Here is a 20219-nt window from a genome sequence, read left to right on the forward strand (position 1 = left end):
GGGCGCGTCGACCCGGCCCCGATCGCGCGTCGGGCGGCTCCGGGCGTCGGATTGCGCAGCCCGCGAGACGCTGGCAGAGTGGAAGCGTGTCACTGCATCTCGACCCCGATACCGAGTTCCTGACGATCCCGGAGCTCGTCGAGCGCTTCGAGCTCACGCCAGGGAAGATCCACCGCCTCATCGAGGATCGGCACCTCGCGGCGGTGCGCGTCGACGGCGTGCTGCGGGTCCCGGCCGAGTTCGTGCTGGACGACCACCCGTTGCCGCCGCTGCGCGGGACCCTGCTGGTGCTGCTCGACGCCGGATTCTCCGAGGAGGAGGCGGTGGCCTGGCTGCTCGCCGAGAACGAGGAGCTCGGGGAGCGTCCCGTCGCCGCGCTGCGCGCCGGCCGCAAGAGCGCGGTGCGCCGCGCGACGCAGTCCCTCGCGTTCTAGCGCGAGGACGGAGGATCGGAGCGCTCAGCGGAGCGGATTGGAGACTCGACGGGCGTTCGCGCCCCGGCCGCGGAGAGCCTCAGAAGCTCCGACGGGTCGCGCGGTCCGCGAGGCGTGAGAGCTGCTCGGCCGCGTCGCGCCGGATCGCGGCGTCGTCGAGCGCCCCGAGCGCGCGCTCCACGTTGCGCGAGATCATCGTCTCGACCCGGTCGACCGCGCCGCTCTCGCGGATCGTGCGCTGCAGCATCGCGACCTGCTCCCCGTCGAGCTCCTCGCCGATGAGGTCGTCGAATATGCGCCGTGTCGTGGTGGGGAGCTGCTCCCTGGCGAGCGTGACGAGCACGGTCCGCTTGCCCTCGGCCAGGTCGTCGCCCGCGGGCTTCCCCGTGATCTCCGCGTCGCCGAAGACGCCGAGGAGATCGTCCCGCAGCTGGAATGCGACGCCGATCGGCAGACCGAAGCCCGCGAGGGCGGACTCCTGTGCGTCATCGGCGCCGGCGAGCGCCGCGCCGATGAGCAGCGGCGCCTCGACGCTGTACTTCGCCGACTTGTAGACGAGCACGCGCGTCGAGCGCTCGAGCTGGGCGTCGTGGGCGGCGAAGCCGGGCTGCTGCTCCTCGAGCACGTCGAGGTACTGGCCCACGGCGACCTCGCTGCGCATGCGGTTGAAGTGGGCCCGCGCGCGGTTCGCGGCCTCGGGGTCCGGGATCGCCGCGCGCGCCTCCTCCATGAGCTCGTCCGCCCAGGACTGCAGCAGGTCGCCGAGCAGCAGCGCTCCGGCGAGGCCGAAGTGCTCGGCCGCGCCGCGCCAGCCGTGCTCGCGGTGCCGCGCCGCGAACGCGCGGTGGACGGCGGGCCGGCCGCGCCGCGTGTCCGAGCGGTCGATGATGTCGTCGTGGATCAGCGCCGCCGCGTGGAAGAACTCGAGCGCGCAGGCGGCGTCGAGGACGGCCCCGAACTCCGCGTCGACGGGGCCCTCGACGTCGAGCGGGCGTACCGCGCGGTACCCGAGCACCGCGAACTGCGCCCGGAAGCGCTTCCCGCCGCCGAGGAAGCCGGCGGCGCCGTCGAGCAGGGGGTCCGCATCGGCTCCGAGCGGCGCGAGCGCCGCGCGATGGCGGGCGATCGTATCGCCGATCCGCTCCTGAACGAGGGCTGCGAGTCGTGTCGTTTCCTGCACGCAACTAGCCTAGTGCCGGGCGGGGGACGTAGACTGGACTGCATCAGGATATCGAAAGCCGGGAGGGTCGTCATGGCGCTGTCAGAACACGAGCAGCGGCTGCTTGACGAGATGGAGCGTGGCTTCTATCAGAGCGAGGCCGATGTCATGCGTACGGCGCCGGGGGCCCGGCGTCGGGTGAACTACCGATCGCTCGTTCTCGGCGTGCTCGTCGTGATCGTCGGCGTCGGCGTGCTCATCGCCGGGGTCGCCGCGCAGCAGCTGTGGCTGGGCCTCATCGGCTTCGCCGCCATGCTCGGCGGCGTCATGCTGATGCTCGCGAAGGGATCGGATCCGGTGGTGGATGACGCTCCCGCCGCCGGAGGCTCCGACGATCGGAAGCCGTCGTCCCGCGAGTCCTTCAGCGAGCGCATGGAACGGCGCTGGGACGAACGCATGGAGGGCGAGCGCTAGCGCTCTCCCCTCTGCCTCATGGGCCCGCACGGCGTATCGCCGTGCGGGCCCATTGCATGCACGGCCCGTGAGCTCGTGAGCTCTTGAGCTCTTGAGCTCGTGTGGTCGTGAGCGCTAAAGCGCACGCCTGCCGAATGCGCGCCGGCTCCCTGGGCGTGTGCGCGCCCGCTGAGTGCATGCCCGCTCCCTGAGCGCGTGCGCGCCTGGCGAACGCGCGCCCGATCCCCCCCCCGCGCTGCCTCCCGCCGCGGGCGCGGCAGCGCCGCGTCCAGAACTCTCGGCCCTGATCCCGCACGCTGGACGTGCCTGCCCGCTCGGAAATGACGCGTTGCGCGGCCTCCCGCGCGTACCGCACCGCAACGCGTCATCCGTGAGCGGAATCGGGCGTTCCCCGCGCGGGGTGGCGAGGCGGACCGGGGCGGGCGGCGCGGGGCGGGGCCCGCTTCCGCTGCGCGGCCGCGTCTCGCCCGCGGTCCGCGCGGAGATGACGCGATACGGCGTTCCCGCGCTGCTTCCCACCGGAATGCGTCATCCGTGAGGCCGTCGCGCAGCCGCGCGTGTCGCGGGGCGCGCGGCTCGGGGCGGAACGGATGGGGAGGACGCGGCGCGGAACGGGACGGGGAGAACGCCGCCGAGGCTGCGGGCGGCCCGGCGCGGGCGGCGCGGGGTGGGCGGCGCGGGGCGGGTGGCGTGCGGGGCGGGTGGCGTGCGGGGAGAGTCGGAACGGGATAGGGAGGACGCGGCGCGCGGTGCAGCGCAGCGCGGCCTGGCACAGCGCAGGGCGGGAACGGCGCATCCCCTCCACTTTGCTCCACCGGATCGGTTCCACCGCCCCCGGGTGACGGTTCGGTGTCGCGAGAAACCGCACGATTCTGCGGAATCATGAGAGCCGGCGCGACGACGCGCGCGGCCGGGTCCGCGCGTGCGCGGCACGTCGACCCCCGTTGCGGTGCCGGAATGTCGCGCATGGAACCCGCGGAATCTCGCCGAAGTCGAAAGTCGCGGGAATAAAGTGGAGCCCGTCTGAAGTGAAGTGGAGGAAAGTGGAGTAATGTAGGGGCAAATGCGAGCCGGTGGAAGGAGGGATCCGTGTTCCTCGGTACCTTCACGCCCCGGCTCGATGAGAAAGGACGCGTCATCCTCCCCGCGAAGTTCCGCGACGAGCTCGCGGACGGCCTCGTGATCACCCGCGGCCAGGAGCGCTGCCTCTACCTCTTCAGCGAGCGGGAGTTCGCCGAGATGCACGACCGCATCCGTCGGGCCCCGCTGGCCTCGAAGCAGGCCCGCGACTATCTCCGCGTCTTCCTCTCCGGGGCGCACCCCGAGACGCCCGACAAGCAGAGCCGCGTCACGATCCCGCAGGGCCTGCGCGAGTACGCCGGCCTCGATCGCGAGCTCGCGGTCATCGGCGCAGGGTCCCGCGCCGAGATCTGGGACGCCGCGGCGTGGCAGACGTATCTGACGGCGCAGGAATCCGCGTTCTCCGACATCGAAGAGGAGGTGATCCCGGGCATGTTCTAGCCCGGGCTCCCGATGACCGAAGACGAGACGAACACGCCCGACGGGCGGGACCCGAGCCGGCTGCACACGCCGGTGCTGCTCGAGCGCTGCCTCGAACTGCTCGCCCCGGCGATCGCGCACGACGGCGCGGTCGTCGTCGACGCGACCCTCGGCATGGGCGGCCACAGCGAGGCCCTGCTCGACGCCCACCCCGGCCTCACGCTCATCGGCCTCGACCGCGACACGGAGGCGCTCGCGCTCGCCGGGGCGCGGCTCGGCCGCTTCGGCGACCGCGCGATCCGCGTGCACGCCGTCTACGACGAGATCGCGCGGGCCGTCCGGGAGGCGGGCGTCACCCGCATCGACGGCGTGCTCTTCGATCTCGGCGTCTCTTCGCTGCAGCTCGACGACGCCGAGCGCGGCTTCGCCTACGCCCAGGACGCGCCGCTCGACATGCGCATGGACCAGCACGCGGGGGAGACGGCCGCCGAGGTGCTCGCGACCGCCCCCGAAGGGCGGCTGCGCGCCATCTTCGAGCGCTACGGGGAGGAGCCCCTCGCGGGACGCTACGCCCGCGCGATCGTCGCGGCCCGGCGCGAGGAGCCGATCCTCCGCAGCGGCCAGCTCGTCGAGCTGCTGCAGCGGGCGACTCCCGCGGCGGTGCGGGATCAGCGCCACCCGGCCAAGCGGGTCTTCCAGGCCCTGCGCGTGGAGGTCAACGGGGAGCTCTCCGTGCTCGAGCGGGCGATCCCGGCGGCGCTGTCGCTCCTCGGCGTCGGCGGTCGCGCCGTGATCATGTCCTACCAGTCCCTCGAGGATCGCCTCGTGAAGCGCGAGCTCGCGAGCCGCAGCACGTCGACGGCCCCGCCGGGCCTCCCGGTCGAGCTCCCCGAGCATCGGCCCGAGTTCCGCCTGCTCACCCGCGGCGCCGAACTCGCCTCCGAAGACGAACGCGCCCGCAATCCGCGGGCGATCCCGGTGCGACTGCGCGCCGCCGAACGGATGAGGGACACACGATGAACACCACCGTCCCGATCGAACGGGAGCCCGACTGGGCGCGTGCGGCCGACCCCTCGCCCGTCCGCGCGCCGGGCGCTCCCGGCGCGCCAGGCGAGCGCCACCTGCGGCTCGCGGAACCCGCGCCTGCGGCGGCGAAACGCGCCGGCCGCAGCCCCCTCGTGGGGGCGCTCCTCGCCGTCGGCGTCATCCTCGCGATTCTCGCGACCCAGCTGGGGCTGAGCATCGCGATCTCCCAGGGCGCGTACGAGGCCCGCGCCCTCGAGGTCGAGCAGCGCGACCTCAGCCGGGTCGAACGCGTGCTCTCGCAGAACGTGGACAAGCTCTCCTCGCCGCAGAACCTCGCCGAGAACGCCGCGCAGCTCGGCATGGTGCAGAACGTCAGACCGGCCGCTCTGCGGCTCAGCGACGGCGCCGTGCTCGGCTCGCTCGAGACCGAGACGACGGCCGCGCAGGGGAACCTCGTGCCGAACGCGACCCTCGAGACGATGCCGGTCGTGGACGCCGCGGGGCTCCTCGTCTCCCGCGACGCCCCGGCCGCCGGATCCCAGGACGCGTCCACGGAGGCGCCGGTACGGTGGAAGGGCAAGCTGCCCGCCCCGGCGACCCACTAGGGGGCGGGCGAGAGGGAAAGCGGAAACATGCGGAACTCGCGCACTTCACGGCAGCGCCGCGCGATCGCGCTCGGCGTCGTCGTGCTCGCCTCGCTCGTCTTCCTCGTGCGGCTCGTCGACGTGCAGATCGTCTCGGCCGCCGCGCTCAACGCCGACGCGCTCGACAAGCGCGCCGTGCCGGTCACGATCGCGAGCGTGCGCGGCGACGTCGTCGACCGGGACGGCGAGGTGCTCGCGACGACGGACGAGCGCTACGACGTGCAGCTCTCCCCGAAGAACACGAAGCTCAACGGCGGCAAGTTCTGGCGGAGCGACCCCGAGCGCGGGGGAGCGGCCACCGTCGAGGTCACCGCCGAGGAGGCGTTCGCCGAGATCGGCGCGGTCACGGGGCAGAGCGCCGCGGAGATCCAGAAGATCGTCGACGACGCGCTCGCGGAGAATCCCAAGTCCGACTTCGCGTACGTGAAGCGCGGGATCGACCTCACGCAGCTCAATGCGCTCAAGGAGCTCGAGATCGGCTGGCTCACCTTCACCGAGCACCATACGCGGAGCTACCCGAACGGCGCCGTCGCCGGCAACCTCATCGGCTTCTCCGGCTTCGAGGACGTGCCGCAGGCGGGGGTCGAGGTCTCGCAGGACGCGTGCCTCACGGGCGTCGACGGCACCGAGACCTACGAGCGCAGCGAGGACGGCGTGGCGCTCCCCGGCAGCGTCGTGGTCACCGAGCAGGCCGTGAACGGCGGCACCGTCGAGCTCACCATCGACCGCGACCTGCAGTGGGAGGCGCAGCAGGCCATCAACGAGCAGGTGCTGCAGGTCGGGGCGGAGTGGGGCTACCTCGTCGTCATGGACGTGCGCACCGGCGAGCTCGTCGCCGTCGCGGAGGACGGCTCCGTCGACCCGAACGACGTGGACGCCTCGGATCCGACGAAGCGCGAGGCCCGGTCCTTCGTCGCGCCCTACGAGCCCGGCTCCACCTTCAAGACGATCACCGCCGCCTCGCTCATCGACCAGGGAGCCGCGACGCCGACCACGCAGAACCTCACCCCCGACTACCTCGAGCCCGAGGCCGACGTGCGCTTCGGCGACTCCTTCCCCCACCCGCCCATGCAGTGGACGCTGACCGGCATCCTCGTGCAGTCCTCCAACGTGGGCACCTCGATGCTCGGCAGCCGGCTGAGTCCGGAGACCCGCTACGACTACCTCCGCAAGTTCGGGATCGGCGAGTCGACACAGGCCGGGATGCCTGTGGAGGACTCCGGCATGCTCGCGCCCTACGCCGACTGGGACGCCCAGACCTCCTACAACACCATGTTCGGCCAGGGGCTCTCCTCGACGATCGTGCAGACCGCGGGCGTCTACCAGACGATCGCGAACGGGGGCGTCCGCGTGCCGCCGAGCGTGGTGAGCTCCTGCACGGAGGCCGACGGCACCCGCACCGTCCCCGATCACGGGGAGGAGGTGCGCGCGGTCACCGAGGACACCGCTGGGCAGGTGATGGCGATGCTCGAGACCGTGACCACCGAGGGCTGGTTCTCGGACCTCGTATCGATCCCGGGCTACCGGATCGCGGGCAAGACGGGCACCGCCGAGCAGGTCGATCCCGCGACGGGCCTGTACCGCACCGACTACGTGCACTCCTTCGCGGGGATCTTCCCCGCCGACGACCCGCAGTACGTCGCGGTAGCATCGATTGCGTTCCCGGCACCGGGGGAGACGGCAGCTCCGCGGCGATCGCGGCGTTCCACGACGCCGCCGAGGCCACGATCCGCACGTTCCACATCCCGCCGTCCACCGGGGAGTTCACCCCGCTCCCCACGGAGTACTGAGACCCGCCCAGGAGGCCACCCCACGTGAGTACCGGAGATGCGCTGAGCATTCGCCCGAAGCACCCCGTCCCCGTCCCGCTCGCCGCACTCGCCGAGCGCTTCGGTCTCGCGGCGCCCGACGGGGCCGCCTCCGCGGCCTCGGCGACGGGCGTGTCGCTCGACTCGCGCGACGTCCGCCGCGGCGACCTCTACGTCGGGATGCCCGGGGCGCGCCGGCACGGCGCGGATTTCGCCGCCCAGGCCGCGGAACGCGGCGCCGTCGCGATCCTCACCGATGCCGCCGGCGCGGAGCTCGTGCGCGAGGCGGGCGCGACCCTGCCCGTGCTGGTCTCCGCCGAGCATCCGCGGCGCCTGCTCGGCGAACTCTCCGCGACCGTCTACGGCACGGCGGACTTCGACGCGAAGATCCTCGGCATCACCGGCACGAACGGCAAGACGAGCGTCGTGTACCTCATCGCGGAGCTGCTGCGCGCCGCGGGGCTCACGCCCGGCCTGAGCTCGACCGCCGAGCGCCGGGTCGGCGACGAGGTGATCCCGGCGAACCTCACGAGCCCGGAGGCCTCGGAGCTCCACGGGCTCCTCGCCCGGATGGCCGAGGAGCACGTCGAGGGCGTCGCCATCGAGGTGTCGGCGCAGGCGGTCGTGCGCCACCGGCTCGACGGCGTGCACTTCGACGTCGTGGCCTTCAACAACTTCTCGCAGGACCATCTCGACGAGTTCGGCGATCTCGAGTCCTACTTCGCGGCGAAGGCCGCGCTGTTCACGCCCGAGCGCGCCGCTCGCGGCGTCGTGGTGGTCGACTCGCCCTACGGCCAGCGCATCGCGCGCGAGTCCCGGATCCCGGTGACGACCCTCGCGACGGAGTACGGCCAGGAGGCCGACTGGTATCTCGCCGTCACGCGGCAGTCGCTCGACGGCGTGTCCTTCGTGCTGCAGGGGCCCGAGGGGGCCATGTTCCGGGGGAGCGTGCCCGTCTTCGGCCGGTTCATGGCGGAGAACGCCGCGCTCGCCCTCATCATGCTCCACGAGGCGGGTATCCCGATCGCCCGCGTCGAGGCGGGCCTCGAGGGCGGCCGCATCCCCGTGTTCATCCCCGGCCGCCTCGAGGAGATGACGACGGGGGGCGCGGGCCCGCGCTTCTTCGTCGACTACGGGCACACGCCCGGCGCCTTCGAGGCCATGCTCGACGCGCTCGGCGAGGTGGCCCCCGGCCGCATCATCTTCCTGTTCGGCGCCGACGGCGACCGCGACACGAGCAAGCGCGAGGAGATGGGGCGGATCGCGGCCGCCGGCGCCGACACCGTGATCGTCTGCGACTACCACCCGCGCTCCGAGCCGCCCGAGGCGATCCGCGCGCAGCTGCTCGCCGGCGCCCGCTCGGCGAACCGAGCGACCGTGATCGAGGAGGGGGATCCGCGCGCGGCCGTGCGCCTGGCCATTTCGATGGCCGGCCCCGATGACGTTATCCTGTATGCCGGTCCCGGACACGAGGACCATCAGGAAGTCGCCGGGCAATTCCTCCCCTACTCGGCGCGTGACGAGGTACGCGGCGCGCTCCGCGAGGCAGGATTGCTCCCGTGATCGATTTGACGCTCGCAGAGATCGCGTCCGCAGTGGGCGGCGAGCTCCTCCTCGGGACGGGAGGGGCGACGCCGGAGACCGTGGTCGGCGGCGCGTCGCAGACCGACTCGCGCGAGGTGCGCCCCGGCCAGATCTTCTTCGCCCGGCGCGGCGAGGAGACCGACGGCCACCGCTTCGCGGGCGCTGCGGTGGACGCCGGCGCCGCGCTCGTCGTCGCGGAGCGCTCAGTGGACGATCGCGTGCCGCAGGTCATCGTGCCCGAATCGACGCTCGCCCTCGGCGCGCTCGCGACCGAGGTCGTGCGCCGCGTGCGCGAGATCGGGAGGCTCACGATCGTGGGCATCACCGGCTCGAACGGCAAGACCACGACGAAGAACCTCGTCGCCGCGATGACCGAGCGCGCCGGGATCGCGACCGTCGCCTCGGAGAAGTCCTTCAACAACGAGGTGGGCGGACCGCTCACCATGCTCCGCGTCGACGCGGGCACCGACGCCCTCGTCGCGGAGATGGGGGCGAGCGCCGAGGGCGAGATCGCGCGGCTGACCGCGATGGCGCCGCCCCATATCGGCGTCGTCCTCTCGGTCGGTCTCGCCCACGCGGGCGAGTTCGGCGGCATCGAGACGACCTTCCGCACGAAGAGCGAGATGGTGCGCGACCTCCCGGCATCCGCCGTCGCCGTGCTCAACCGCGACGACCCGCGGGTCGCGCAGATGGCGGGACTCACGGAGGCGCGCGTGCGCTGGTTCGGGCTGCACCCGGAGGCCGAGGTGCGCGCCGAAGACGTCGATTCCGGCCCGGACGGCACCCGCTTCCTCCTCCGCGCCGGCGAGGCGTCGGCCCGCCTGCACTTCCCCGTGCTCGGCGAGCACCACGTCGCCAACGCGCTCGCGGCCTCCGCGATCGGCCTCGAGCTCGGGCTCTCCCTGGATGCTGTCGCGGAGAGCCTCGCCGAGACCGCGATCGCGGCGCCCGGGCGCATGCAGCCCCTCGGCGGCCGCGACGGCATCACGATCATCAACGACGCCTACAACGCGAGCCCGGACTCGATGAGCGCCGCCCTGCGCACGCTCGCGCAGATCCGCAGGCCCGAGGGACGCTCCGTCGCCGTGCTCGGCGCGATGAGCGAGCTCGGCGAGTTCTCGATCGAGGAGCACCGGAGGATCGGCCTCCTCGCCGTGCGGCTCGGCATCTCGGAGCTCGTCGTGGTGGGAGCCGAGGCCAGGCACCTGCACATCAGCGCGATCAACGAGGGCTCCTGGGACGGCGAGAGCGTGTTCTTCGAGACGCAGGACGAGGCCTTCGGATACCTCGCGGACACGCTCCGCCCGGCCGACACCGTCATCGTGAAGTCGTCGAACGCCGCCGGGCTCCAGTCCCTCGGCGATCGCCTGGGGGAGGCCTTCGCATGATCGCGCTGCTCATCGCCGGCGGCTTCTCGCTGCTGTACTCGCTGCTCCTGACGCCGCTGTTCGTGCGCGGCTTCAACCGGCTCCGCTGGGGGCAGCCGATCCGCGTCGACGGTCCGAAGGAGCACGAGGTCAAGCGCGGCACGCCCACGATGGGCGGCCTCATCTTCCTCTCCGGCTCCGTCATCGCCTACTTCGTCGGCAAGCTCGTGATGGGCGAGACGCCCTCGCCCTCCGCGCTCCTCGTGATCCTCATGGCCGTCGGCGCCGGGCTCGTCGGCTTCATCGACGACTACATGAAGGCGCGCAAGCAGAACTCCGCCGGCCTCAACGGCTGGGCGAAGATCGCGGGGCAGGTGGTGATCGCCGTCTCCTTCGCGTTGCTCGGCCTGCAGTTCGCGAACGAGGCCGGGCTGACGCCCGTCTCCACGCGCATCTCGGCCTTCCGCGACCTGCCCTTCGACTTCATGACCTTCGGCCCGATCATCGGCGTCGGTCTCATCGTGATCTGGGTGATGGTCATCGTCACGGCCACGACGAACGCGGTCAACGTGACCGACGGGCTCGACGGCCTCGCCGCGGGCGCCGCGATCTTCGCCTTCGGCGCGTACCTCATCATGGGCTTCTGGCAGTCGGCGCAGAGCTGCGCGAGCACGGCGGGGGAGCCCGGCTGCTACGCGGTGCGGGATCCCATGGACCTCGCGGTCATCGCCGCCGCCTTCCTCGGCGGCGTCGCGGGCTTCCTGTGGTGGAACACCAACCCCGCGCAGGTCTTCATGGGGGACACCGGCTCGATGGGCATCGGCGGCGCGATCGCGGCGCTCGCGATCCTCACCCGCACCGAGCTGCTGCTCGTGCTCATCGGCGGCCTCTTCATCATCGAGACGGGCTCCGTGATCCTGCAGCGCCTGTACTTCAAGGTCACCAAGGGCAAGCGCATCTTCCTCATGAGCCCGATCCACCACCACTTCGAGCTCAAGGGGTGGGCCGAGGTCACCGTCGTCGTGCGCTTCTGGATCATCGCCGGGCTCTTCGTGGTCGCCGGCGTCGGGGCCTTCTACGGCGAATGGTTGCTGCAGCAGTGACCGCGGACGGAACGACGGAGCAGAACGTGCCCTCAGCTGAACATCCCGCCTCGCGCGAGCGCGTGCTCGCGCTCTCGAGCTGGCACCACGACTGGTCGGGGCTGCGCGTCGCGGTGCTCGGACTCGGTGTGACCGGCTTCTCCGTCGCCGACACCCTCGTCGAGCTCGGCGCGCGCGTGCGCGTCGTCTACGGCGCGCCCGACGCCGATCGGGAGCGCCTGCTCGACGTCATCGGCGCCGAGCGGTTCTGCGCCGAGACGAATCCCGAGCAGCTCGGCGACCTGGCCGCATTCGGTCCCGACCTGGTGGTCGTCTCGCCCGGCTATCGGCCCGATCACCCGCTCACGGCCTGGGCCGCCGAGCGCGGCATCCCGGTCTGGGGGGACATCGAGCTGGGGTGGAGACTGCGCGACAAGACCGATCGGATCGCCGATTGGATCTGCATCACGGGCACGAACGGCAAGACCACCACGACCCGCCTCACCGCGCACATGCTCGCCGCCGGCGGGCTGCGGGTGACCCCGGCGGGGAACATCGGATCCCCGATCCTCGATGCGCTGCGCGACCCGCAGGGCTACGACGCGATCGTCGTCGAGCTCTCGAGCTTCCAGCTGGAGCGGCTCGGGGAGATCTCCCCCTACGCGAGCGCCTGCCTGAACTTCGCGGACGATCATCTCGACTGGCACGGCGGGCGGGAGGCCTACTGGGCGGCGAAGGCGAAGGTCTACGCACACACCCAGGTCGCCTGCGTCTACAACCGCGCCGACGCCGAGACGGAGCGCATGGTCGAGGAGGCCGACGTCGTCGAGGGGGCCAGAGCGATCGGCTTCGGCCTCGACTCGCCGCCGCCGAGCGGCTTCGGCGTGGTCGAGGGCATCCTCGTGGATCGCGGCTTCCACGCCGAGCGGCAGCGCGAGGCCTTCGAACTCGTGACGGTCGCCGAGCTGGCGGAACGCCACCTCGCCGCGCCCCACATGGTGCAGAACGTGCTCGCGGCGAGCGCGCTCGCGCGCTCGCGCGGCGTCGAGCCGGCCGAGATCACCCGCGCCGTCCTCGAGTTCGAGCCCGATCCGCACCGCGCCCAGCCCGTGGGCACGGTCGCCGAGGTGCGCTTCATCGACGATTCGAAGGCGACGAACGCGCACGCCGCCGACGCCTCGCTGCGCGCGATGCAGCAGGTCGTGTGGATCGTCGGCGGGCTCCTCAAAGGCGTCGACGTCGACGAGCTCGTGGCGGCGCACGCCCACCGGCTGCGCGGCGCCGTCATCATCGGTCTCGATCAGGAGCCGCTCGCGGCGGCCCTCGGCCGGTACGCCGCCGGGATCCCGGTCGTGCGCGTCGCTCCGGGCGAGAAGAGCGCGGCCGACGCCGAGCGGGTGATGCGCGAGGCCGTGCGCGCGGCCGCAGAGATCGCCGGGGCCGGCGATACCGTGCTGCTCTCGCCGGCGGCGGCCTCCATGGACCAGTTCGCCGACTACGGCGACCGCGGCCGCCGATTCCAGGCCGCCGTGCGCGAACTGGAGTGACGGGCATGGCGGGCGAACGCGGCGGCGGCTCCGCAGGCCTGCCCGGGCAGGCGCGGATCTCGCTCGGCGCCGCGCTGCGCACGGGCTCGGACCGCACCGTCGTGGCGCTGTACGCGATCACCTTCCTCCTTGTCGGCTTCGGGCTCATCATGGTCCTCTCCTCCTCGTCGATCACGTCCTACGTAGCCGACGAGGGCTTCTTCGGCGGCTTCTGGAAGCAGGCGACCTTCGCCCTCATCGGCATCCCGCTCATGCTCATCGCCGCGGCCCTGCCGCTCGCGTTCTGGAAGCGCTGGGCGTGGTGGTTCCTCGGACTCGGCATCGTGCTCCAGCTGCTCGTGTTCACGCCGCTCGGCATCGACGTGTACGGCAACCGGAACTGGATCCAGATCGGCGGCTTCAGCGCCCAGCCCTCCGAGGCGCTGAAGCTGGCCCTCGTCGTCTGGATCGGCACCGTGCTGCTGCGCAAGGAGCCGCTGCTCGGACGCATGCGGCACGAGATGATCCCCGTGATCCTCCCCGGAGCGCTCATCGCCCTCGGAGTCGTGCTGCTCGGCCGCGACCTCGGCACCGTGCTCGTCATGGCCGCGATGGTGATCGGCGCGATGTACTTCGGCGGGATCAGCTGGAAGACGCTCGGCGTGATCGCGCTCGGAGGCGTGCTCGCCGTCGTGTTCTTCGTGCTCACGAGCGAGAACCGTCTGAACCGCCTGCTCGGCCACGCCTCGGGCAACGAGGACTACAGCGGGCTCGGCTGGCAGCCGCTGCACGGACTGTGGGCGCTCGCCGGGGGCGGCCTCTTCGGCGTGGGCCTCGGCGGCTCGAAGGCGAAGTGGTCCTGGCTCCCCGCGGCGGACAACGACTACATCTTCGCCATCGTCGGCGAGGAGCTCGGCCTGATCGGCGCGCTGCTCGTGATCGCGATGTTCGTGGTGCTCACCGTCGTCATGCTCAGGGTCATCACGCGGGCGCGCGACCGCTTCGGCAAGGCCGTGGTGGGCGGCGTGCTCGTCTGGATCGTCGGCCAGGCCTTCATCAACATCGGCGTCGTCATCGGGGTGTTCCCGGTGCTCGGCGTCCCGCTCCCGCTCATCAGCGCGGGCGGCACCGCGCTCGTCGCCTGCCTCACGGCGCTCGGCGTCGTGATCTCGATCGCGCGCGACGGCGCGCAGTACCAGCACGAGCTCGCGGAGGCGGGCGGAAGGACGTCGACCCCCTGATGACCAGCTATCTGCTCGCCGGCGGCGGCACCGCCGGGCACGTGAACCCGCTCCTCGCCCTCGCCGACCTCATCCGCGCCGAGGAGCCCGAGGCCCGGATTGCGGTGCTCGGGACCCGGGAGGGGCTCGAGGCTCGCCTCGTCCCCGAGCGCGGCTACGAGCTCGTCACGATCGAGCGCCTGCCGTTCCCGCGCCGTCCGAACCTCGACGCGCTGCGCTTCCCCCGGCGCTTCGCCCGCGCCGTGCGGGCGGTGCGCGCGCTCATCAGGGAGCGGGGGATCGACGTCGTCGTCGGCTTCGGCGGGTACGCCTCGGCACCCGCCTACCGGGCGGGAGCGGCCGAGGGTGTGCCCGTCGTGATCCACGAGGCCAACGCGAAGCCGGGAATGGCGAACCGGCTCGGCGCGCGCGCCACCCGCTTCGTCGGCGTCACGTTCCCGGGGACGCCGATCCCGCACGCCCGCGTCACCGGCATGCCGCTGCGGCCGGAGATCACGGGGCTCGACCGCGCCGGGCTGCGCGCCGAGGCGCGCGCGCACTTCGGCCTCGATCCCGCGCGCCGCACGCTGCTCGTCACGGGCGGCTCCCTCGGGGCGCGCGCGATCAACCGGGGGATCGCCGGTGCGGCGGCCGAGCTCACCGCCGCGGGGATCCAGGTGCTCCACATCTGGGGCGGGCTCACGGAGCTCGAGGATCCCGGCGTCGCCGACTACCGGGTGCTGGAGTACTGCGATCGCATGGACCTCGCCCTCGCCGCCTGCGACCTCGCCGTGTCGCGCGCGGGATCGACGACCGTCAGCGAGCTCGCCGGGCTCGGCGTCCCCGCCGTCCTCGTCCCCTACAGCCACGGCAACGGCGAGCAGCGCTTCAACGCCGCGAGCGTCGTGGCGGCCGGCGGGGCGCTGCTCGTGGAGGACGCGGAGCTCACACCGGCGTGGGTGCGGGAGACACTGATCCCGCTCGCGCTGGACGGAGCGCGACTCGCGCGGATGTCCGAGCGGGCCCGCGGTGTGGGGACGCTCGACGGCACGGAGCGGCTGCTGGCACTCGTCCGCGACGCGCTCGCGGCGCGCTGAGCCGTGCGCGTCCCCGCCCGGCTCTGGGCGATGCTCGGCGTCATGGTCGTGGCCCAGGCCGCGACCACCGTCGTCACCGCCGCCCCGGCCTTCCTCATCCCGCACCTGCACACGGCGGAGGGGCTGAGCCTCGCCGCCGCCGGCCTCCTCGCCGGCGCGCCGAACCTCGGACTCGTGCTCTCGCTCGTCGCGTGGGGCGCCGCCACCGATCGCTTCGGCGAGCGCCGCGTGCTGCTCGCGGGTCTCGCGCTCACGGTCGTCGCCGTGGCGGCGTCGATGCTCGTCCACGGCTTCGCCTGGCTCGGCGTCGCGCTCGTGGTCGGCGGCGCGCTCTCCGCGTGCACGAACAGCGCGAGCGGCCGGCTCATCACCGGCTGGTTCCCGCCCGAGCGGCGCGGACTCGCGATGGGGATCAGGCAGACCTGCCAGCCCCTGGGCATGGCGATCGCCGCGCTCGGCGTGCCGCCGCTCGCGGAGGCCGGCGGGATCCCCGCGGCCCTGGGGCTCGGCGGCGCGCTGACCCTGGTGAGCCTCGTCTGCTGCGCGGTCGCCGTGCGCGATCCGCAGCGGCCGCCGCGCGCCCAGATCGCGGCGGCGGGGAACCCCTACCGGGCATCGGGGACGCTCGCCCGGATCCACACGGTGTCGCTCCTCCTCGTCGTGCCGCAGTTCGCGCTGTCGACCTTCGGGCTCGTCTGGTTCACCGTCGGCTTCGGGTGGAGCGCGCTCGCTGCCGGCGCCCTCGTCGCCGGCGCCCAGTTCGCGGGGGCCGCGGGACGGATCCTCGTCGGCGTCTGGAGCGACCGGGTCGCCAGTCGCCTCGGGCCGCTCCGCCTCGTGGCGATCGTCGGCATCGTCGCGCTGCTGGCGACCGCCGCCTGCGGCTGGGCGGAGTGGGCGATCCCGGCCGCCATCGCGTACGTCGTGGCGAGCTGCGTGAGCGTCGCGGACAACGGCCTCGCGTTCACCGCGGTCGCGGAGATCGCCGGGCCGGGATGGGCCGGCCGCGCGCTCGGCGTGCAGAACACGGGGCAGTTCCTCGCGGCGGCCGCCGTCGGTCCGGTGGTCGGCGCGGCCATCGGCCTCATCGGCGTCCCGGCCGCGCTGGCGCTCACGGCGCTCGCGCCCGCGATCGCGACGCCGCTCGTGCCCCGCCCCGAGGCCGAGCGACCCGCAGCCTGACCGCGCCCCGCTCCGGCCGTCCGGCGACCTCGGTTCTCCCCGGCCGGGCGCGCGGGTCTCACCGCGCGCCCGGGCGGGGAGCGGTACGCTGGAGTGTCGTTTCGCCCCGCTAGGAGGACCCATGATCTATCCCGATCTCGAGCTCGAGATCCCCGCCGATCTGGGCAGGGTGCATTTCGTGGGCATCGGCGGCTCCGGCATGAGCGGGATCGCGCGGATGATGCACCAGGCCGGCGTCCCCGTCACCGGCTCCGATCGCAGCGCGAACTACTCGACGGCGGCCCTCGAGGCCATCGGGATCCCCGTGGCGATCGGGCACGACGCGGCGAACGTCGGGGATGCCGACACGCTCGTCGTGACGGGCGCGCTGTGGCAGGACAACCCCGAGTACCGTGCCGCCCTGGAGCGCGGTCTGCCGGTGCTCCACCGCTCGCAGGGCCTCGCCTGGCTCGCGCGGGGCAAGCGGGTCGTGTCGGTCGCCGGGGCGCACGGGAAGACGACCTCCACCGGGATGATCGTGACGGGCCTGCTCGGTGCCGGCGCGGATCCCTCGTTCGTCAACGGCGGCATCATCGAGTCCCTCGGCGTGAGCTCCGGGCAGGGCAGCGACGAGCTCTTCGTGATCGAGGCCGACGAGTCGGACAAGTCGTTCCTGCTCTACGACACCGCCATCGCGCTCATCACGAACGTGGATCCGGAGCACCTCGACTTCTACGGCTCGCGCGAGGCGTTCATGGCGGCATTCGTCGACTTCGCCCGCGGCGCGCGCGAGCAGCTCGTCATCTCGGCGGACGATCCGGGGGCCCGCGAGGTGCTCGCGGCGCTCCGCGCCGATCCGGCCTTCGACGCCTCCCGGATCCGCACCTTCGGCGAGGCCGCCGACGCCGATGTGCGGCTCGTCGAGGTCGACACGAGCGGGCCGGCGCGGTTCGCCGTCGAGCTCGCGGGCCCCGACGGCGTGGAGCGCCACGAGGCCGCGCTCTCCGTGTACGGCAGGCACAACGCCGTGAACGCCGTCGGCGCGCTCGCGGTGCTCACGGGACTCGGCTTCGAGGCCGGCGCCGCGCTGGCCGCCATCGCGGAGTTCGGCGGCACGAAGCGCCGCTTCGAGTTCCACGCAGAGGTCGGGGGAGTGCGGGTCTACGACGACTACGCGCACCACCCCACGGAGGTTGCGGCGCTGCTCGACTCGGCCCGCGCGGTCGTGGGCGAAGGGCGGCTCATCGCCGTCCATCAGCCGCACCTCTACAGTCGCACCGGCCTCCTCCACCGCGAGTTCGCCGAGGTGCTCGAGCGCGGCGCCGACCACACCGTCGTGCTCGCCGTCGACGGCGCCAGGGAAGATCCGGTGCCCGGGGTCACCGGCGCGCTCGTGGCCGATGACTTCACGGACGCGGATCGCGTGGCCTACGTCCCCGAGTGGCAGGAGGCGGCGGACTACCTCGCCGCGTTCGCACGGCCGGGCGACGTGCTCGTCACGATGAGCTGCGGCACGGTGTACCGGATCATTCCGCAGATCGTCGAGGCGCTGCGCGAGCGCGTCTCCCCGGAAGGCCGATGAGGCGGCGCGAGCGATGAAGCGGCCGAGCGGCTTCGACCGGCGCCCGGAACCGCGGCGCCCCGGGCGCGGGCGGACGGGCGACCGCGCCGCGGAGCCGTCGGCCGCGCCGGTGACCGGACTACCGGAGACCGGACCGCCGGGAGCCGGTGCGCCCGGACCCGGACTGCCGGGGTCCGGGGCACCGGAGACTGCGCCGCGCGAGGCCGATGCGCCGGAGCGCGACGCGCCGTCCCCCCTCGCTCCGACGGTCGATCTCGGCGAGCTCCGCGCGGGGCGCGACGACGCGGCCGTCGCCCCCGCCGGGGACGGGCGGCTGGGGGCGGCGCTCGCCCGCCTGCGGCGGGAGCCGGGCGAGGATCCCGTGCGGGACGCGGAGGCGCGCGTGCGCGCGGCCGAACGCCGGGTGCGCGCCGCGGGTCGCGAGCGGAAGGCGCGATTCCGGCGCGAGCGCCGACGCTTCTCGGCGCTCGCCCGCGCGCGACGGCGGCGCTGGCTCATCGCGGGGTCCGCGGTCGCGGCGCTCGCGCTGTTCGTCGGCGTCGGCGTGCTCACGCCGCTCATGGCCGTCGCCTCGGTGCGGCTGGAGGGGGCGTCGCAGGTCGACGCCGCGGCCGTCGAAGCCGCGCTCGCCGAGCTCGAGGGGAGACCGCTCGCGCTCGTGGAGGACGCCGATGTGCACCGCGCCCTCGAGGGCTTCCCGCTGATCCAGAAGTACGCCGTCGAGCGGGTGCCTCCGCACACGCTGATCGTGCGGATCGAGGAGCGCGTCCCCGTGCTCGCGATCGGATCCGACGGGGACGGCTACGCGCTCTACGACGCCGCGGGCGTCGTGCTCGGGGCGTCCGAGACCCCGATCGCCGGCGTGCCCCTCGGCGGCGGGGCGATCGCGGACGTCTCCTCACCGGCCTTCGCCTCGGCGTCGGCCGCGCTCAGGGACATGCCGGCGGAACTGCGCTCCCGGATGACCGCGGCGACGGCGACGAGCGCGCAGGACGTGACCTTCACGCTCGACACGGGCGTCTCCGTGCTCTGGGGCGACGCGGATCGCTCGGCCCTCAAGTCCGTCGTGCTCGGGCAGATGCTGACCGCGCTCGGCGACCGTCCCGTCGAGCAGATCGACGTCTCCTCCTCGGAGGCGCCCGTCTTCCGGTGACCGAGGCTCGCCGAGCGACTCGCCGACCGCGGGGAGCGAGCTGCGCTCGTTCGGCGTGTCTCGGGGCGCGCGGTCGTCGCTGGCCCTACCGTGGTGCGCAGGAAATGTATACGGCGATACTAACCTTGAATCTTAGGTAAAGGTTGAAGGTTAGGGGCGGAGGATCCAGGTGTCAGGCAACCAGAACTACCTCGCGGTGATCAAGGTCGTCGGTGTGGGCGGCGGCGGCGTGAACGCCGTCAACCGCATGATCGAGCTCGGCCTGCGCGGCGTCGAGTTCATCGCCGTCAACACCGACGCGCAGGCGCTGCTGCTCAGCGACGCCGACGTGAAGCTCGACGTCGGCAGGGAGCTCACGCGCGGGCTCGGCGCCGGCGCCGACCCGGAGGTAGGACGGCGCGCCGCCGAGGACCACGCCGAGGAGATCGAGGAGGCCCTCGCGGGCGCCGACATGGTGTTCGTCACCGCGGGCGAGGGCGGCGGCACCGGCACGGGCGCCGCGCCCGTCGTCGCGCGGATCGCCAAGTCCATCGGCGCGCTGACCATCGGCGTCGTGACGCGCCCCTTCAGCTTCGAGGGCAAGCGCCGCGCGGCCCAGGCCGATGCGGGCGTCAGCACGCTCCGCGAAGCGGTCGACACCCTCATCGTCGTGCCGAACGACCGCCTCCTCGACATCAGCGAGCCGGGCATCAGCATGATCGAGGCCTTCGCCGCCGCCGATCAGGTGCTGCTCGCCGGCGTCTCAGGCATCACGGACCTCATCACGACACCCGGCCTCATCAATCTCGACTTCGCGGACGTCAAGTCCGTGATGCAGGGCGCGGGGGCCGCGCTCATGGGCATCGGATCGGCGCGCGGCGCCGACCGGGCCATCAAGGCGGCCGAGCTCGCGGTCGCCTCGCCCCTGCTCGAGGCATCGGTCGAGGGCGCGCACGGCGTGCTGCTGTCGATCCAGGGCTCCTCGAACCTGGCGCTCAGCGAGATCTACGAGGCGTCGACCCTCGTGCAGGACGTCGTCCATCCCGAGGCGAACATCATCTTCGGCACGGTGATCGACGACACCCTCGGCGACGAGGTGCGCGTGACGGTCATCGCGGCCGGATTCGACGCCGAGCCGAGCCCGCAGGTCTCGGCCCCCGAGCGCGGTCGCCGCGGCAGCCACGTCGAAGGCCTCGAGGAGGTCGCGGCGGGGCGGCCCGCCGCGGCGGCCACCGCCGAGGCGACGGGGCTCGGCTTCCCCGGGTTCAACGGCAATGTCGAGCGCGATCCCGAGCGCGGGGCGCCGGCCACCGGTCAGTTCGGCGAGGTGCTCGCCAACCCGCCGGTCGAGGCGCAGCTGCCCGACCCCGCCTTCGACGGCGACGACGACGACCTCGACATCCCCGACTTCCTGAAGTAGGCG

General features: G+C 73.0%; 17 protein-coding genes. 16 read left to right on the plus strand and 1 reads right to left on the minus strand.

Going from position 1 to position 20219, the window contains the following annotated elements:
- The first annotated feature begins 86 nt into the window (after positions 1 to 86).
- On the plus strand, positions 87 to 434 hold the full coding sequence (locus MUN78_RS05760; RefSeq protein WP_244693568.1) for an Rv2175c family DNA-binding protein: 348 nt from the start codon (positions 87 to 89) through the stop codon (positions 432 to 434).
- A 79-nt stretch (positions 435 to 513) separates the two neighbouring features.
- Here MUN78_RS05760 and MUN78_RS05765 read toward each other — a convergent pair whose 3' ends face one another.
- Positions 514 to 1614: a polyprenyl synthetase family protein gene (locus tag MUN78_RS05765; RefSeq protein WP_244729398.1), complete on the minus strand. Its 1101-nt coding sequence runs from the start codon at positions 1612 to 1614 to the stop codon at positions 514 to 516.
- A 72-nt stretch (positions 1615 to 1686) separates the two neighbouring features.
- On the opposite strand from MUN78_RS05765, the gene MUN78_RS05770 reads away from it, so the two are divergent.
- From MUN78_RS05770 to ftsZ, 15 genes are all read left to right on the plus strand, one after another.
- A complete protein-coding gene (locus MUN78_RS05770; RefSeq protein WP_244693570.1) occupies positions 1687 to 2067 on the plus strand; it encodes a DUF3040 domain-containing protein in 381 nt (126 codons plus the stop codon).
- Between the two features lie 1089 nt (positions 2068 to 3156).
- Positions 3157 to 3588 carry a division/cell wall cluster transcriptional repressor MraZ gene (gene mraZ, locus MUN78_RS05775; protein WP_244729400.1) on the plus strand — a complete coding sequence of 144 codons (432 nt, stop codon included), beginning with the start codon at positions 3157 to 3159 and terminating at the stop codon, positions 3586 to 3588.
- Positions 3589 to 3600: 12 nt separating this feature from the next.
- Positions 3601 to 4587: a 16S rRNA (cytosine(1402)-N(4))-methyltransferase RsmH gene (rsmH, locus tag MUN78_RS05780; protein ID WP_244729401.1), complete on the plus strand. Its 987-nt coding sequence runs from the start codon at positions 3601 to 3603 to the stop codon at positions 4585 to 4587.
- On the plus strand, positions 4584 to 5198 hold the full coding sequence (gene ftsL, locus MUN78_RS05785; RefSeq protein ID WP_244693573.1) for a cell division protein FtsL: 615 nt from the start codon (positions 4584 to 4586) through the stop codon (positions 5196 to 5198). Before rsmH ends, ftsL begins: the two co-directional genes overlap by 4 nt.
- A 27-nt stretch (positions 5199 to 5225) precedes the next feature.
- The gene (locus MUN78_RS05790) at positions 5226 to 7055 is read left to right on the plus strand and encodes a peptidoglycan D,D-transpeptidase FtsI family protein (RefSeq protein ID WP_244729403.1); all 1830 of its coding nucleotides are present in this window, start codon (positions 5226 to 5228) and stop codon (positions 7053 to 7055) included.
- Positions 7052 to 8608, plus strand: a complete 1557-nt coding sequence (locus MUN78_RS05795; RefSeq protein WP_244729405.1) for a Mur ligase family protein — start codon at positions 7052 to 7054, stop codon at positions 8606 to 8608. Before MUN78_RS05790 ends, MUN78_RS05795 begins: the two co-directional genes overlap by 4 nt.
- Complete coding sequence (locus MUN78_RS05800) at positions 8605 to 10017, plus strand: UDP-N-acetylmuramoyl-tripeptide--D-alanyl-D-alanine ligase (RefSeq protein WP_244729407.1); 1413 nt, start codon at positions 8605 to 8607, stop codon at positions 10015 to 10017. The genes MUN78_RS05795 and MUN78_RS05800 overlap by 4 nt, the downstream gene beginning before the upstream one ends.
- Positions 10014 to 11099: a phospho-N-acetylmuramoyl-pentapeptide-transferase gene (gene mraY, locus MUN78_RS05805; RefSeq protein ID WP_244729408.1), complete on the plus strand. Its 1086-nt coding sequence runs from the start codon at positions 10014 to 10016 to the stop codon at positions 11097 to 11099. Before MUN78_RS05800 ends, mraY begins: the two co-directional genes overlap by 4 nt.
- Entirely contained in the window at positions 11081 to 12625 is a 1545-nt protein-coding gene (gene murD / locus MUN78_RS05810; RefSeq protein ID WP_429952301.1) for a UDP-N-acetylmuramoyl-L-alanine--D-glutamate ligase, read from the plus strand. Before mraY ends, murD begins: the two co-directional genes overlap by 19 nt.
- Before the next feature lie 5 nt (positions 12626 to 12630).
- Positions 12631 to 13845 (plus strand): FtsW/RodA/SpoVE family cell cycle protein, encoded by a 1215-nt coding sequence (locus MUN78_RS05815; protein WP_244729412.1) that lies wholly within the window; start codon positions 12631 to 12633, stop codon positions 13843 to 13845.
- A complete protein-coding gene (locus MUN78_RS05820; protein ID WP_244729414.1) occupies positions 13845 to 14921 on the plus strand; it encodes a UDP-N-acetylglucosamine--N-acetylmuramyl-(pentapeptide) pyrophosphoryl-undecaprenol N-acetylglucosamine transferase in 1077 nt (358 codons plus the stop codon). Before MUN78_RS05815 ends, MUN78_RS05820 begins: the two co-directional genes overlap by 1 nt.
- Positions 14922 to 14924: 3 nt before the next feature.
- Positions 14925 to 16103, plus strand: a complete 1179-nt coding sequence (locus tag MUN78_RS05825; protein WP_244693581.1) for an MFS transporter — start codon at positions 14925 to 14927, stop codon at positions 16101 to 16103.
- 121 nt (positions 16104 to 16224) lie between these two features.
- Positions 16225 to 17664 carry a UDP-N-acetylmuramate--L-alanine ligase gene (murC, locus tag MUN78_RS05830; RefSeq protein WP_244729416.1) on the plus strand — a complete coding sequence of 480 codons (1440 nt, stop codon included), beginning with the start codon at positions 16225 to 16227 and terminating at the stop codon, positions 17662 to 17664.
- A gap of 13 nt (positions 17665 to 17677) precedes the next feature.
- Positions 17678 to 18817: a cell division protein FtsQ/DivIB gene (locus tag MUN78_RS05835; RefSeq protein WP_244729417.1), complete on the plus strand. Its 1140-nt coding sequence runs from the start codon at positions 17678 to 17680 to the stop codon at positions 18815 to 18817.
- 169 nt (positions 18818 to 18986) lie between these two features.
- The gene (gene ftsZ / locus MUN78_RS05840; protein WP_244729419.1) at positions 18987 to 20216 is read left to right on the plus strand and encodes a cell division protein FtsZ; all 1230 of its coding nucleotides are present in this window, start codon (positions 18987 to 18989) and stop codon (positions 20214 to 20216) included.
- Positions 20217 to 20219 lie beyond the last annotated feature (3 nt).

It is taken from the genome of Leucobacter allii, assembly GCF_022919155.1.
GTDB classification, from domain to species: Bacteria; Actinomycetota; Actinomycetes; order Actinomycetales; family Microbacteriaceae; genus Leucobacter; species Leucobacter allii.

Excerpts from the sequence above, each read along its gene's own strand:
- MUN78_RS05770 (WP_244693570.1), top strand. The coding sequence starts at position 1,687 with ATGGCGCTGTCAGAACACGAGCAGCGGCTGCTTGACGAGATGGAGCGT.
- rsmH (WP_244729401.1), top strand. The coding sequence starts at position 3,601 with ATGACCGAAGACGAGACGAACACGCCCGACGGGCGGGACCCGAGCCGG.
- ftsL (WP_244693573.1), top strand. The coding sequence starts at position 4,584 with ATGAACACCACCGTCCCGATCGAACGGGAGCCCGACTGGGCGCGTGCG.
- MUN78_RS05790 (WP_244729403.1), top strand. The coding sequence starts at position 5,226 with ATGCGGAACTCGCGCACTTCACGGCAGCGCCGCGCGATCGCGCTCGGC.
- mraY (WP_244729408.1), top strand. The coding sequence starts at position 10,014 with ATGATCGCGCTGCTCATCGCCGGCGGCTTCTCGCTGCTGTACTCGCTG.
- murD (WP_429952301.1), top strand. The coding sequence starts at position 11,081 with ATGGTTGCTGCAGCAGTGACCGCGGACGGAACGACGGAGCAGAACGTG.
- MUN78_RS05815 (WP_244729412.1), top strand. The coding sequence starts at position 12,631 with ATGGCGGGCGAACGCGGCGGCGGCTCCGCAGGCCTGCCCGGGCAGGCG.
- MUN78_RS05820 (WP_244729414.1), top strand. The coding sequence starts at position 13,845 with ATGACCAGCTATCTGCTCGCCGGCGGCGGCACCGCCGGGCACGTGAAC.
- murC (WP_244729416.1), top strand. The coding sequence starts at position 16,225 with ATGATCTATCCCGATCTCGAGCTCGAGATCCCCGCCGATCTGGGCAGG.
- MUN78_RS05835 (WP_244729417.1), top strand. The coding sequence starts at position 17,678 with ATGAAGCGGCCGAGCGGCTTCGACCGGCGCCCGGAACCGCGGCGCCCC.